We start from the raw sequence: 14,059 nt of genomic DNA, 5'->3' as shown, positions 1-14,059 counted from the left end.
GGCTCACGCGCCGGCGGATGGCGCTGCCCGGTAAGTCCAGCGGCGCACGCCCTCCGCCAGGACGCGGCGGAGCGGTTCGTCATAGAGCTTGAGCAGGACGAAACTCGCCACGCAGACGATGACGGTCACGACAGGTCCTTCGATGCCGGCGTTCTGATCGCCGAAACGCAGGCGATAGAGGCCATTGATCCAGCAGAACAGCGGATAATGCAGGCAATAGATCGGATAGGACAGATCACCGCCGATGGAGGACCAGGCCGCGAGCCGCCCCTGCAGGGCCGTGCGCGCACCGGCCAGGATCAGAAGGGGTGCCAGCACCGCGATCCAAACGAGCTGCGTCCAGAGCGGCAGTTCGAAAGGCAGGTAGAACAGCCCCGCCATGCCGGCCGCCAGCGTCCAGAACAGGCGCGGCCCCCCCAGCCAGGCCGGCAGGCGGTCGAGCAGATGGAAGATGGCGACGCCGGCGAAGAAGGATGCGCCCACGCGCGGAAATCCGCGCCAGAACGTGTCGGTGGTGTCCCCGCCCAGGCCGGTAAAGGGCAGGATGGCGAGGCAGCCGAGGAAGAGCGCGATCGCGAGCGGGAGCTGGCTCACCCGCCGGGTGGCCCACCAGAACGCATTGACGGCCAGTTCCAGGAACAGCGAATATTGCGGGCCGTTCAACGGGAACACCTGCGGTCCGCCGATGGCGCCTGGCGCGCCGAGATAAGGCAGGTTGGCCAGGCCGAGCAGCAGGGCCAGCGTCAGCGCGGCAAACGGCACCTCGCCCTCGAGGTGCCCGGAGCGCAGCCCGACATAGAGGGCGCTGACCACCAGCCCCAACAGGATCAGCGGCATCAGCCGGATCAGCCTGGCGCGCATGAAGCCGGAAAACGACAGGGACTGCCGGCGCTTGCCATAGGCCAGGCTCAGCACGAAACCACTCAGGCAGAAGAACAGGTCCACCGCGAGGCCGGCATTGACGGCCAGACCGGGCACGCCCAGCCAGCGGCCGAGATGGAAGACCAGCACGGACAGCGCGGCAAAGCCACGCAAACCATCCAATGACGCCAGGTGCTGCGGCGAGCGCCCGGCCTCCTGCTCTCCGGAACCAAGCGCGGTCATGGCTGGACGCTCGCTTGCTCTGGTTCCTTGTTCCGACGCGTCTTTGCGATGCTTGGCGACGCCGTCAAACCGCAGAACGCTTTAGGCTCCGTCACGGCCATCGCCAGCAACCTTCAGTCGTCGATCTTGTTCACCATCCACGGAGCCAGATCGTGCCCGTTCCGTCAATTCAGCCACTTGGAGCGTCCCCCTACGTCGAATAGACCTCGGGAGGAGGAAATCGTGCTTAGGCCGTGCTTCTCTCCGGCTTTCGGATGAAGCCGAAATCCTCCTTGACACGCGCCTTGCCGCGATTTGCAAAGACAGGAGAATGCGCCCGCATTAAATCTTGCCTTGCTCGCGATTCCCGCCGCCACTCTTGCACCGCCAGGACACGCCATCACGATGACTTCCACCAGCGCGCCTCGTCTCGTTCCGGCCTTCTCCCGCATCGGCGAGGAGAATGCCTTCGCCGTACTCGCAAGGGCAACGGATCTTGCGCGCGAGGGGCGCGACATCATCAATCTCGGCATCGGCCAGCCCGATTTTCCCACGCCCGACCATATTGTCGAGGCCGCCATCAAGGCGCTGCGCGACGGGCATCACGGCTATACGCCGGCCACCGGCATCCTGCCCCTGCGCGAGGCTGTGGCCGCCGACGTCGAGCGCCGCACCGGCGTTGCCGTCTCGCCGGACGAGGTGATCGTGGTGCCGGGCGGCAAGGTCACCATGTTCATGGCCATCCTGATGTTCGGCGAGCCCGGCGCGGAAATCCTCTATCCCGATCCCGGCTTTCCGATCTACCGCTCGATGATCGAATTCACCGGCGCCACGCCGGTGCCGGTGCCGATCCGCGAGGAGAACGGCTTCGCCTTCTCGGCGGCTGAGACGCTGGCGCTGATAACGCCGAAGACCCGCCTCCTCATCCTCAACTCGCCGGCCAACCCCACGGGCGGCGTCACGCCCAAGGCCGAGATCGACGCGCTGGTGAAGGGGCTGGAAGCCCACCCGCATGTCGCCATCCTCTCCGACGAGATCTACAGCCAGATGAGCTATGACGGGCTCCAGCACGTCTCGCTCCTGACCTATCCCTCCATCCGCGACCGCCTCATCCTGCTCGACGGCTGGTCCAAGACCTATGCGATGACGGGCTGGCGCATGGGCTTCTCGCTCTGGCCGAAGCCTTGGGGGGATGCCGCCCGCAAGCTCGCCGTCAATTCCTATTCCTGCGTCAATGCCAGTGCACAATGGGCCGGGCTTGCCGCCCTCACCGGCCCGCAGGATGCGGTGCATGCCATGGTCGCCGAGTTCGACAGGCGCCGGAAGATCGTGGTCGACGGCCTCAACCAATTGCCCGGCGTCAGCTCCGTCGTGCCGAAGGGCGCCTTCTACGCCTTCCCCAACATCCGGGCGACCGGCTGGAAGGCCAAGCCCCTCGCATCCGCCCTCCTCGAAAAGGCCGGCGTCGCCACCATCGGCGGCCCCGATTTCGGCGTCTATGGCGAAGGCTATATCCGGCTCTCCTACGCCAATTCCGCCGAGAACATCAGGCGGGCCCTGGCGCGCATGGGCGAGTTCCTCGGCGCCAATCCGGGAACGGGTGCGTGAGGTTGAGACGCGCCCCACAAGGAACAACGACATGACCGATCTCGTCTCCATCGGCGAATGCATGGTGGAATTGTCGCGCCGCGGAGACGGCATGTCGCTGGGCTATGGCGGCGACACCTTCAACACCGCTGTCTACGCCGCCCGCCTCGGGCTCGACGTCGCCTATGCCACGGCATTGGGGGACGATCCCTATTCCCAGGCGATCGTGGACCTCGCCGCCGGCGAGAAGGTCGGCATGGCCGGCGTGCCGCGCCTGGCCGGCCGGGTGCCCGGCCTCTATGTCATCGAGACCGATGCCAAGGGCGAGCGGCGCTTCTACTATTGGCGTGACAGCGCACCGGCCCGCAGCCTGTTCGAGCTTGCCGAGGCCGAGGCGCTGATGGCTCGCATCGTGAGCGCTGCGATCGTCTATTTCTCGGGCATCACCCTGTCGCTCTATGCGCCGGCGGGCCTGGAGCGCTTCGCTGAGGTGCTGGCCCGGGCCAAGGCTGGCGGCGCCTCGATCGCCTTCGACGGCAATTACCGCCCGCGCGGCTGGGGCGGCGATCCCGCCCGCGCCCGTCAGGTCTTCGGCCGCTTCCTGCCGCTGGTCGACATCGTCATGCCGACCTTCGACGACGAACAGGCTCTGTGGGGCGATGCCACGCCGCAGGACACCATCGCCCGCCTCGCCGGCCACGGCATCGGCGAGATCGCGGTGAAGGACGGCACCAACGGAGCCTTCCTGCGCCAAGGCGGCATCGATTGCCATGTGCCGGTTCCCGAGGCCGTCTCGCCCGTCGACACCACCGCCGCCGGCGACAGCTTCAACGCCGGCTATCTTGCCGCCCGCCGGCGCGATCGCACCAATGCGGAAGCCGCCCTGCAGGGCCACCGCCTCGCCGCGCGGGTCATCACCCATCGCGGGGCCATCATTCCGTCCGAGGCGATGGCCGGATTGTGACTCACAATTCACGCGGCTGCCGTTGGAATGCCATGTTCTGTCAGCATGAACGGCCCGTCTCCTGATCCTGGACTGAACAATTCAGGAGTGGATACCGGGCACGGTGGCCACTTCGAACCCGTTCTACTGCTGACAGGAGGCTCTGATCGTATAAAACGATTCAGCTTCTGGGATATTCGCATTGAAACGGGATCAAGGCATGGCTGAAGTGGTGGGCTCGCTCGACCGCGCGGTGGCGCGCGACGACGTCCCCAATGCCCCCGCGGCCCCGATCCCGGCGGCCGAGCGCCCGAAGAGCGGGCTGCTCCAGCGCATCGACTGGAGCAAGGCCGGCCTGCTGGTCGGGCTCGCCATCTTCACCATCGCCGCCGCCGCGCTCTACCAGATCTTTTCCGGCATCACCTGGTCGGAGGTGAACAATGCCGTCTCGCGCATCGCCTGGGGCCAGGTGGCGCTCGCCTTCCTCGCCACCGCCCTCTCCTATGGCGCCCTGATCGGCTACGACCTGCTGGCCCTGCGCCATGTCGGGGCGCGGCAGGTGCCGCTGCCGGTCATCGGCTTTACCTCCTTCATCAGCCACGCCTTCACCTACACGCTCGGCTTCGGCGTGCTCACCGGCGGCGCCGTGCGCTGGCGCATCTACCAGGCCCATGGCCTGAAGCCGGCCCTGATCCTGGCCGTGGGCGCCCTCACCACCCTGACCTTCTGGCTCGGCATCGCCACGGTCGCCGCGATCTGCCTGCTGTTCCAGCCTTCGGTGCTGGCCCCGCTGGACGGGCTCGCCCCCGGCCTCAACCTCGCCATCGGCCTCGCCGTGCTCGGTGGGGTCGCGCTCTGGGTGATCGTCTCGGCCGTTCGCCCGCGCACCATCAGCGTCGGCGAGCACGCCATGCCCCTGCCCGGCCCCGGGGCGACGCTCGGGGCCATCCTGGTCGGCCTGCTCGACACGGTGGCCGCCGCCGGGGCGCTCTGGCTGATCATGCCGGCCGGCCCCGATGCCGGCTTCATGAGCTTCCTGGCGGTGTTCGCCGTCGCCACGGTGCTCGGCGTCATCAGCCATGTGCCGGGGGGCGTCGGCGTGTTCGAGACCACCCTGATCCTGGCCCAGCCGCAGATCCCGGCGGCGGACATGCTGGTCTCGCTGATCCTGTTCCGCCTGGTCTACTACGTCGTTCCCTTCGCCATCGCCTGCCTGATGTTCGGCGGCTACGAGATCCGCCAGCGCCAGCATTCGGTGGGCCGGATCGCCCGGACCGTGCAGGCGATCGCCCGGCCGATCATCCCGCGCGCCGCCAGCATCGCGGTGTTCATCGGCGGCGTCATCCTCTTGTTCTCCAGCGCCACGCCGGAGGAACATTACCGCATCGCCATCCTGCGCGGCGTGATCCCCCTGCCCTTCGTGGAGGTCTCGCAGCTGGCCGGCAGCATTTCGGGCCTGGTCCTGCTGGTGATTTCCTACGGCCTGGTCCGGCGCATGGCTAATGCCCAGCGCATCGCCGTGCTGCTGCTGGTCGCCGGCGCCGTCTTCGCGCTGTTCAAGGGCCTCGACATCGAAGAGGCGATCATCTGCTCGATCGTCGCCGGCCTGCTCGTCCTCTACAAGGACGAGTTCTACCGCCAGGCGGACCTGTTCTCCGTCAGGCCGTCCTTCGAGTGGATCCTGGCCTGCATCGTCGCCATCGGCGCCACCGTCTGGCTCGGCTTCTTCGCCTATTCCAATGTCGACTACCAGCACAAGCTGTGGTGGGATTTCGCCTATAACGCCGATGCCCCGCGCTTCCTGCGGGCGACACTGGCCATGGCCGTGGTCGCCATCGGCATCGCCGCCTATATCCTGATGCATCCCAGCCGCGCCGCCTTCGATCCGGCGACGCCGGAGGAACTGGAAACGCTGGTGCCGCTGATCGAGGCTTCCACCCGCTCGGACGCGCATCTGGCCCTGCTCGGCGACAAGCGCTTCCTGCTCTCGGCCAGCGGCAAGGGCTTCACCATGTATGGCGTGCAGGGGCGCAGCTGGATCGCCATGGGCGACCCCGTCGCGCCCGAGGACGAGGTCGACGCCATGGTCTGGCGCTTCAAGGAGCTGGTGGACCGCAATGGCGGCACGCCGGTGTTCTACCAGGTCACCACCGGCCACCTGCCCGCCTATCTCGATGCCGGCTTCTCGCTCGCCAAGCTCGGCGAGGAGGCCTGGGTCGACCTCAACAAGTTCACGCTGGAAGGCAGCGAAGGCCGGCGCCTGCGCCAGGCCCGCTCCAAGGCCGAGCGCTCCGGCGCCTCCTTCGAGATCGTGCCCGCGGCCGGGGTCGACGCCATCCTCGACGAGCTCCAGGCGGTCTCGGACGCCTGGCTCGACCAGAAGGGCAACAAGGAAAAGGGCTTTTCGCTCGGCTTCTGGTCGCGCGACTACATCAGGCGCTACGACCAGGCCGTGATCCGCCAGGACGGCCGCATCGTCGCCTTCGCCAATATCTGGCGCGGCGCCGACAAACAGGAATACACGGTCGACCTGATGCGCTACCTGCCCGAGGGCCCGGCCGGCATGATGGACCTGCTCTTCATCGGCCTGCTCGCCCAGGCCAAGTGCGAGGGCTTCGCCTGGTTCAATCTCGGCATGGCGCCGCTCTCCGGCCTGCCGCGCCACCATCTGGCCTCGCTGTGGAGCCGCGTCGGCTCCTTCGTCTACAAGCGCGGCGACCGCTTCTACAATTTCGAGGGCCTCAGGGCCTACAAGGACAAGTTCAAGCCGGATTGGCGCCCGAAATATCTTGCCTTCCCGGGTGGCCTGGCCCTACCGCAGATTCTCATGGATGTTACCGGCTTGATCGCTTCGAGCCCGAGACGCGCTTTGCCCGAGGAGGCCAGTTGATGCGCCGCATCGCCCTGTTCTGTTTCGCCCTGCTGGCCTCGACGGCATCGGCCCTGGCGGCCCCGCGCGAGATCAAGGTGCAGGAGGAGATCCTCGGCACCGTCACGGTGCTCGCCCCCGAGGAGGAGCCCACCAAATTTGTCGCCTTGCTCTCCGACAAGGACGGGCTCACGCCGGCCTACCGGGCCGTGGCCGACAGGCTGGTGGACCAGGGCGCCGCCGTGATGCTGATCGACAGCCAGGCCTTCATCGACGGCCTCGCCAAGGGCGACGAGGAAGATTGCCACTACGCCTTCGGCGACATCGAGGATTCGGCCCGCGAGGCACAGCGCCAACTGGGCATGCAGACCTGGCGCTGGCCGGTGGTGATGGGGCTGGGCACGCTCGGCGGCACCTTCGCCTATATCAATCTTGCCCAGGCGCCCGAGAACACCGCCGCCGGCGCCGTCTCCACCGGCTTTTCCGACGAGATGGCCTCCAAGCTCCGCATGTGTGAGGGCGCGCCCGTCTCCAAGGCCGCCGACGGCAAATGGCAGTACAAGCCCCTCGCCAAGGTGCCCGGGCGCTGGACCCTTGTCGGCGCCGCCGCCCCCGACGCCACCACGCAGGCCTTCGTGGCCGGCACCAAGGATGCCCAGTCCGTCGTCGCCGACGGCGGGCCGGATGCCCTCATCGATGCCGCGGTGAAGGCCGCCGTCGAGATGGGCGCGCCGCCCAACCAGGAACTCGGCGACCTGCCTTTGGTGGAACTGCCGACCTCCGGCCCGCCCACGGGCCTCGCCATCTTCATCTCCGGCGACGGCGGCTGGCGCGACATCGACAAGACCATCGGCGAGATCCTGCAGAAGGAAGGCGTCGCCGTGGTGGGCGTCGATTCGCTGCGCTATTTCTGGAGCACCAAGGAGCCTGACGTCATCGCCGGCGACCTCACCCGCATCATCGGCTACTACACCAAGCTGTGGGGCGCCAAGCGCGTCGCCGTGATCGGCTATTCGCTGGGCGCCGACGTGATCCCCTTCGTCTGGCAGAAGCTGCCGCCGCCCATGCAGAAGAAGATCAACCTCCTCGCCATGCTGGGCCTGGAGCCGACCGCCGATTTCGAGATCTCCGTCTCCGGCTGGCTCGGCGTCGCCTCCTCCTCGGACGTCGACCTCAAGCCCTATCTGCCCGGCCTGCCCTTCGAGAAGACCATGTGCTTCTACGGCAAGGAGGAAGTGGTCGAGAACGGCACCGCCTGCGTCTTCCCCGAAATGAGCAAGGCCACGCTGGTGGAACGCCCGGGCGGGCATCATTTCGACGGGAACTACGAGCCGGTGGCGCGGGCGATTCTGGAGAGGTTGAAGAAGTAGCTGGGAATATCGGCCGGGGCCCGTCCCTAGGCTCCCTGGCACGGCTGGAACGGCAATCGCTCGAAGCGCAGCGTAACGCCCGGCGCTAGGCGAGAGGACAACCTTCATAGGAGACATCGATGAAGCGCGTTGCCGCCGGCGAGCATCATGCCGCCTATGAATTCGGTCGCATGACGTTGATTTCCCTCCGGGACGGTTATGTCGACATGCCCGTCACGCGATTGCGCCAGCCCGGCGACCGCCCCTTCGGCCCCGACCTGCCGCCGCAGCTTCATCTCGTCGAGGGCGGGCTGAGACTCTCGGTCAACGCCTTCGCCATCGATGACGGCGAGGCGGTGACGTTGATCGACAGCGGATCATCTAACGCCTAGCATCCGAGCATGGGCTTCCTGCCCCAGGCCCTGCGCGAGGCGGGTATCGCCGCCGGCCGGATCCGGACCGTCGCCTTTACCCACACGCATCTTGATCATATCCACGGGCTTGTCCTGCCCAATGGCGAGGATGCCTTCCCGCGACTGTCCCGTCTCCTGGTGCCCCGGGCAGAGCTCGGCCTGTTCCGGGACGTAGCCCGGCTCGAACGGTTCCACGAGAGAGCGGAACCCTTCGAGCCCGGGCAATTCCTGGGGGCTGATATCGAGGCCCTGGCCGCACCGGGCCACGAGGCCGGCCATACGTGTTTTCGCGTAACCAGCGCGGGCGAGACGATCCTGATCTGGGGCGACACGATCCATGTGCCATCGCTTCAATTCGACAGGCCGGAGCTGACCTGGGAGTTCGACACCGACCAGGAACGGGCGCGCGCAAGCCGCATGCACCTCATGGCCTTCGCCGCCGACAATGGCTATTGCGTTGCAGGGGCACATCTCGACTCACCCGGCGTCGGCCGCCTCTCCCGCAAGGAAAAGGGCTTCCGTTTTGAGCCTTTGTAGTATCGGTAGGCGGCAAGAGGGAGGCGTTGTCGCCATACCAATTCACCCTCTGGAACGACGATTTGGGTGCGAGCATCGGAACGACCAAATTGGGGCCGTCTTCTGCCTGTTCGCTTCTAGGCGCAACAGAATAGGTAAACCTGCCGTTCGGTTGAACCAATGCCTCAGTCGGCAGCCTCCGCCATCTCGGTCGTTCGACAGCCCATTGACGGTGCCTGATAGCGGCATTTTGCTCATCGGCGGGCGAAAGGATGCAGTGTCCCTGAAAGCAGACGCTCATTCATCGAGCCATCCCCAGATAGAATTATTTACCTGGGACTATCGCGGCCCACCTACCCCTCTCGCATAAAATGGACTTTGAGGTCATCAATCGTCAGATCGCCTGAGCGGTGCAGCATGCGATGGCAGTTGGAGCAGACTGCAGCAAGGTCCTCGATTCTTGTCTTTGCGCCAGGCTCAAGGTGAGCGACCGGCACCTTGTGATGCGCCTCGACAAAGCCCCGGCCAAGCTCGCCATAGGTTGCAAGGAAGTCAAAATCGCAAATCTCGCAGGAGAAAGAGGTCAAGGCGGCCTTAAAGCGGTCGACGAGCGATTTTGAGCGCTCGCGCCGCAAATGGGTTCGAAGGACGCCCATGCCCTCGCTCGCCATGAAGGGCTCCGCTGCATCAACAAAGCCGTCGCCGCTCGACGGATCGAGGGGGTCCATTTCGCGCAGACCCCAGACCCCGCCGCCAATACCGTGGACGCTGTAGAAGAGATCTCGCTTCTTCTTCCAGAAACCAGAGTCTGAGGAACATTCCTGGATCCGCCCGCGGACGCTTTGAAGCAAGGTCTCGGGATGGGAGCCTGGAAAGAGGCGTCTGATCTCATTCGCAATTTCAACAGGACGCGCTTGGCCGCCCAAGCTGCGTAGTGCGGCAGTGATTGTCTCAATCCGTGAAATCGGTCCCACCTGCTTCATCGCAGCATTGCCCTAACTCTGCTTGAGAGAAGATCCATTTGACATAAATACCCTTCCTTGGGATTGATTGCACGTTGGGGAGAAAAGAATGCTTGGCGAATTGGCTAGGGACTTTGGCGCGAAACGCACTGAATATGTGCGCCGAAGCAAGGCCTACGAAGAAGAAACGATTCGGCTTGTCGAGCGATCGTCGAAAGAAGCCGAGGGCTGGTATGTTCAACGGGAGAACAAAAACAGCCTCCGTATGCGCCGACCACGGTCGATCGAGGAAGTTACGGAGAACCGATTCTGGAATATTCTTTACCGCTTCGGCTACGCAGAATTAAACAAGGGCCGCACCTTCCCAATCAAGATAGGGAAAGGCCAGGCTACTATCGAGAAGCGTGTCGACATCTTCGCCAAAGATGATGAGACCATCGTTATCGCCCGGTGCCGATCGCAACGTCTTCCGGCGAAACTATCCCTCCTTGATGATCTGAATGACTTCGCTGAACTGATGAAGCCGATGGCCGACGCTGTTCGCTTGCACTATGGCAAGGACTATAAGCCTAAAATCATCTGGTGTATCGTAACGGAAAATATCCGCTGGTCCGATAGCGATCTACGGCGCGCCAAGGAATACAATATCAAGGTCATCCAAGGCCTCGAACTCATCTATTTCGAGGAATTTTCCAAGAAACTGGGGCCAGCAGCGCGATATCAATTCCACGCCGAATATCTCGAGGACCAGAAGGTCCCCACCTTTTCCGGGCGCAAGGTACCAGCCGTCAAGACCAAACTCGGTGGGAAGACTGCCTATCTCTTCTCAGCCCTCGCGCGAGACATATTGCGGATCGCCTTCGTCAATCATCGAGATTTACGCGATCCATCTGGAGCGCCGTCCTACCAGCGGATCGTCAAGCCCAATCGCCTTAAGGAAATTGGTCGTTTTCTCGACGAGGGAAAATTCTTTCCAAACACTATCCTCCTTAATTTTCATCGCAAGCCCCAGTTCGAGCCGCTCGCTAAGGATCATATTTCCTCGGTACACTTTGGTAATCTCATCTTACCCGATCGCTATAAGAGCTGCTGGATCATCGATGGCCAGCACCGACTGTACGGGACAACCTATACGCAAGACAATTACGATACCCCGCTCTTCTTTATTGGCTTCGATTCGGTCTCAACGTCCGAAGAAGCCAATATCTTCGTCGAGATCAACTCTAAGCAGGCGACGGTACCACCAACCTTGCTCTCGGCGCTCGAGGGGGAGGTGAAATGGGATTCCGATGATCCCAAGGAGCGCCTGTCGGCCATTGCATCTCGCGCTGTCGATCTGCTCAACACGAGGGGCGGCGGAGCCCTTGAAGGCAAGGTCGTGTCGCCCGGTATTACGGCAGGAACGAGCCAACCCCTCAATGTCCGCAGCATCCAAGACCGGATCAACCAGTCAGGACTAGTGGGCGTCCTCAATCCGCGCACTGGGGTGATCGCCCCCGGTCCATGCTGGAGCGAGACCTCCGAGGGCGCCCTTGGTCGGCTCGTCACGCTTCTGGAAATTCATTTCGAGGAAGTACAAGCCGCCAATCCCGAGCGCTGGGAGATGGGAAAGGCGGGGTTTCTCTGCATGAACTTCGGCGTTGGCAGCCACATCCGTCTGGTCGCCGAACTTCTTGCCTTCTTGGCGGCAAAGGAGGACCTCGTCCTGCACCAGCAGGAGCCTCACGATCTTCACACGCTTATCAAGCCATTCATCGCGCCGGTCCTGACCTTCATCAACGAGGCGTCCGATGCCCAGTTCGAGGAGCGCTTTAGGGTTATCTTTGGAAGCAGCGGTTTCCATCATTATTTCTATGCGCTCGTCGATCTCGTTGTTGAGGCGCTCCCTGAATTTTCGCCCGAAGGCTATGCTGATTTCAAACGGCTCACCTCCGATGAGGTGACCGACCTTGCCGACCGGCAGGTCAAGTGGATTCAGAAGGTCGTGCCGGCCTATATCCTGCAACGGCTCCAGCATGATTTTGGGGACGACTATTTCGATAAGATGGTCCCCAAAGAGGTCCAGAAGGCCTGCCAAGAGCGGCGGATTGACGATGATGGAGACGAGAAGCTCCCGGTCGAAACCTATCTCGACTGGATCCATCTCCAGAAGATCGTCAAGCAGAAGGAGGTAAGAGACGGCTTCAAGGAGGTGTTGAGCATTCGCCTTCGCGATGAACCCGGCGGTAAGCATTTCTACGATGGCTGGTTCGACGCGATCAATCGCATCCGGCGAATTCCAGCCCATCCCGCCGGTCGCTCTTACAGCGATGCCGACCTGCAAATAGTCTCGCATGTGATCGAGTTTCTGACGAACACGCTTCCTTCGCCCTATGTTGCTGGCGACTATGCTGTGCCCATGTCGTGACGGCCTTTAGCGCTTAGAACCGAGGTTGAAAATGGCTTTCCATGCGATCGAATTCCGGCAGGACACTCGTCGCTGCAGGATCGAAGGGAGACTACAAGCAGGAGCCGCATGCGGCCTAGCCGGCGTCTTCGCGATATGGGAAAGGGCCATTGTTGAGCCAAGCGGATTATTTTTGATGAGTGATCATGACCTTTGAGACGCCCCTCTGCCGCGACAGCGACGCTGTGCGCCTGGCTCTCATCCGTTTGTCGTGCTTTGCGACGCCACCTTGGAGCGCGGCCGTTGATCGTGTGAATGCACGATCGCGCCAGGGTGCAGGAGAGGAAGTCATAAGCGATGGGAAGGGTTCGGGAGGTCGCGCGCCCGGACCTGGAGGTCTTTACGAGATTGCGATGCTCAAGCGCGCATTTGCGGAAGCGGCCGGCGCTCGCGAGCTCGAGCCTACTGGCGCGTTAGAGGCAGGGGGCGTCTGACGTGGCCGACTTCACCTATATGGGCACCAAGAAGAGTCTCGCCGATACGATCAGCGCACTTTGCGGGCACCATGCGCCGGGTCCCTTTCTTGATCTCTTCTCGGGCATATCGGCAGCGGGATCCTCTGTCGCGCCTTCGAGGCAGATTTGGTGCAATGACGCACAGATCTTCTCACGTATCCTCACTGAGGCCCTCTTCCGCTCGACCGTTGATCGCCCGCGCAGCGACCATGTTGCGGCGATCGTTAGGCGCCTTGGCGATGACAATCTCAATGCCCTCGCGAGGGCGGCGAAAGCTCCGCTTGAAGAGGAGCTTGGCCTCCTCTGGGATGGCGAGGCGGATGAGCAGATTGCGATCCAAACCCGTCAGCGGGAAGACTGCACCATGCGCCGGGCCGATCTCGAAGGGCGCTTCAGCCATTGTCTCTTCACCACGCGCTATGCGGGGAGCTACTTCGGCCTTGCCCAAGCGATCCAACTCGATGCTATCCGCTATGGAGCAGATCAGGCGCTTGAACTCGGCTTTATTTCCGACGAAGAGCATCGCTGGGCGCTTCTTGCTCTCTGTCGATCGATCGCCTCGATCAGCAATTCGACCGGGCATTTTGCTCAATATCTGACTCCAAGTTCCACCAATCTCAACCGCGTCCTCGGCAAGCGTCGACGCTGCGCTTGGGCCCATTGGCTCAGGGCGCTCGAGGACATGTGTGCGATTGGCGATGCGGACTGGCGAGCAGGCAATCGTGTCTTTCACGGTGATGCGGTCGATGTCCTCAAGGAGATCCACGCGCAGGACGCGCGGCCAGCAATCATCTATGCTGACCCGCCCTATACGAATGACCAATACTCAAGATACTATCATCTTCTTGAAACAGCCCTTCTCTATGATTACCCCGCCGCCGATGGCAAAGGGCTCTACCGCGAAAATCGCTTTCGCTCGAGCTTCTCGCTCGCCCGCAATGTCGATGACTCCTTCGCAAACATGATCAGCGAAGCTGGCCAGACAGGCGCGAGCCTAATAGTCAGCTATCCAAGCAATGGCCTCCTCCCCGACAGCCTCCAGAGGATCCCCGAGTTAATGGCTGAGCATTTCAGCCATGTGCTGGATCCGCTCGTCATTCCCTACAAACATTCGACTCTCGGTGCGTCGAAAGGGCGCGAAAAAGAAGATGTCGAGGAGTGTATCTTCGTTGCGGCGCAGACGCCACTCGCAGCTTAGCGATTTAGACGCGCTTTCGCCGTGCTAGAAAAGCCGACAGGCTCGCCGTGCCCGCCCCTGAGCGGGTGGTCAGACAGCCCGCACGTCGACTTCTGGGCAACGAACTTGAAATCGAGTGCCGCAGCAGCGCCCGCGCTAACGCGACAACGGCCACCGAACTTCGGCCATTGCCACGAAGCCAAAATGAGGCGTCTCAGTTCCGACGTCAGCTTATGCCAAATTAGATTCGGTGAGCTGC

At 63.1% G+C, this 14,059-nt stretch carries 10 protein-coding genes; 8 read left to right on the top strand and 2 right to left on the bottom strand.

Going from position 1 to position 14,059, the window contains the following annotated elements; genetic code table 11:
- Positions 1 to 3 precede the first annotated feature (3 nt).
- On the bottom strand, positions 4 to 1,104 hold the full coding sequence (locus J8I29_RS18845; RefSeq protein WP_209432846.1) for an acyltransferase: 1,101 nt from the start codon (positions 1,102 to 1,104) through the stop codon (positions 4 to 6).
- A gap of 384 nt (positions 1,105 to 1,488) precedes the next feature.
- Here J8I29_RS18845 and J8I29_RS18840 point away from each other — a divergent pair, with 384 nt between their 5' ends.
- From J8I29_RS18840 to J8I29_RS18820, 6 genes are all read left to right on the top strand, one after another.
- Entirely contained in the window at positions 1,489 to 2,691 is a 1,203-nt protein-coding gene (locus J8I29_RS18840) for a pyridoxal phosphate-dependent aminotransferase (RefSeq protein WP_105864911.1), read from the top strand.
- A 31-nt stretch (positions 2,692 to 2,722) separates the two neighbouring features.
- Positions 2,723 to 3,634 (top strand): sugar kinase, encoded by a 912-nt coding sequence (locus tag J8I29_RS18835; RefSeq protein WP_209432845.1) that lies wholly within the window; start codon positions 2,723 to 2,725, stop codon positions 3,632 to 3,634.
- A 199-nt stretch (positions 3,635 to 3,833) separates the two neighbouring features.
- The gene (mprF, locus tag J8I29_RS18830; RefSeq protein WP_209432844.1) at positions 3,834 to 6,503 is read left to right on the top strand and encodes a bifunctional lysylphosphatidylglycerol flippase/synthetase MprF; all 2,670 of its coding nucleotides are present in this window, start codon (positions 3,834 to 3,836) and stop codon (positions 6,501 to 6,503) included.
- Positions 6,503 to 7,852, top strand: a complete 1,350-nt coding sequence (locus J8I29_RS18825; RefSeq protein ID WP_209432843.1) for a virulence factor family protein — start codon at positions 6,503 to 6,505, stop codon at positions 7,850 to 7,852. The genes mprF and J8I29_RS18825 overlap by 1 nt, the downstream gene beginning before the upstream one ends.
- A gap of 119 nt (positions 7,853 to 7,971) precedes the next feature.
- Positions 7,972 to 8,223 (top strand): hypothetical protein, encoded by a 252-nt coding sequence (locus tag J8I29_RS30070; RefSeq protein ID WP_245197142.1) that lies wholly within the window; start codon positions 7,972 to 7,974, stop codon positions 8,221 to 8,223.
- 9 nt (positions 8,224 to 8,232) lie between these two features.
- Positions 8,233 to 8,781 carry an MBL fold metallo-hydrolase gene (locus tag J8I29_RS18820; protein WP_245197141.1) on the top strand — a complete coding sequence of 183 codons (549 nt, stop codon included), beginning with the start codon at positions 8,233 to 8,235 and terminating at the stop codon, positions 8,779 to 8,781.
- A 332-nt stretch (positions 8,782 to 9,113) separates the two neighbouring features.
- Here J8I29_RS18820 and J8I29_RS18815 read toward each other — a convergent pair whose 3' ends face one another.
- Positions 9,114 to 9,743: an HNH endonuclease gene (locus J8I29_RS18815; RefSeq protein WP_209432842.1), complete on the bottom strand. Its 630-nt coding sequence runs from the start codon at positions 9,741 to 9,743 to the stop codon at positions 9,114 to 9,116.
- Between the two features lie 88 nt (positions 9,744 to 9,831).
- Between J8I29_RS18815 and J8I29_RS18810 the strand changes: the two genes are divergently transcribed.
- Positions 9,832 to 12,129, top strand: coding sequence for a DGQHR domain-containing protein (locus J8I29_RS18810; protein ID WP_209432841.1), 2,298 nt, complete (start codon positions 9,832 to 9,834; stop codon positions 12,127 to 12,129).
- Between the two features lie 474 nt (positions 12,130 to 12,603).
- Positions 12,604 to 13,821 carry a DNA adenine methylase gene (locus tag J8I29_RS30450; protein ID WP_209432840.1) on the top strand — a complete coding sequence of 406 codons (1,218 nt, stop codon included), beginning with the start codon at positions 12,604 to 12,606 and terminating at the stop codon, positions 13,819 to 13,821.
- Positions 13,822 to 14,059 lie beyond the last annotated feature (238 nt).

The sequence above is a fragment of the Labrys sp. LIt4 genome, assembly GCF_017813775.1.
GTDB classification, from domain to species: domain Bacteria; phylum Pseudomonadota; class Alphaproteobacteria; order Rhizobiales; family Labraceae; genus Labrys; species Labrys okinawensis_A.
This window is presented reverse-complemented; position numbering and strand designations above follow the sequence as displayed.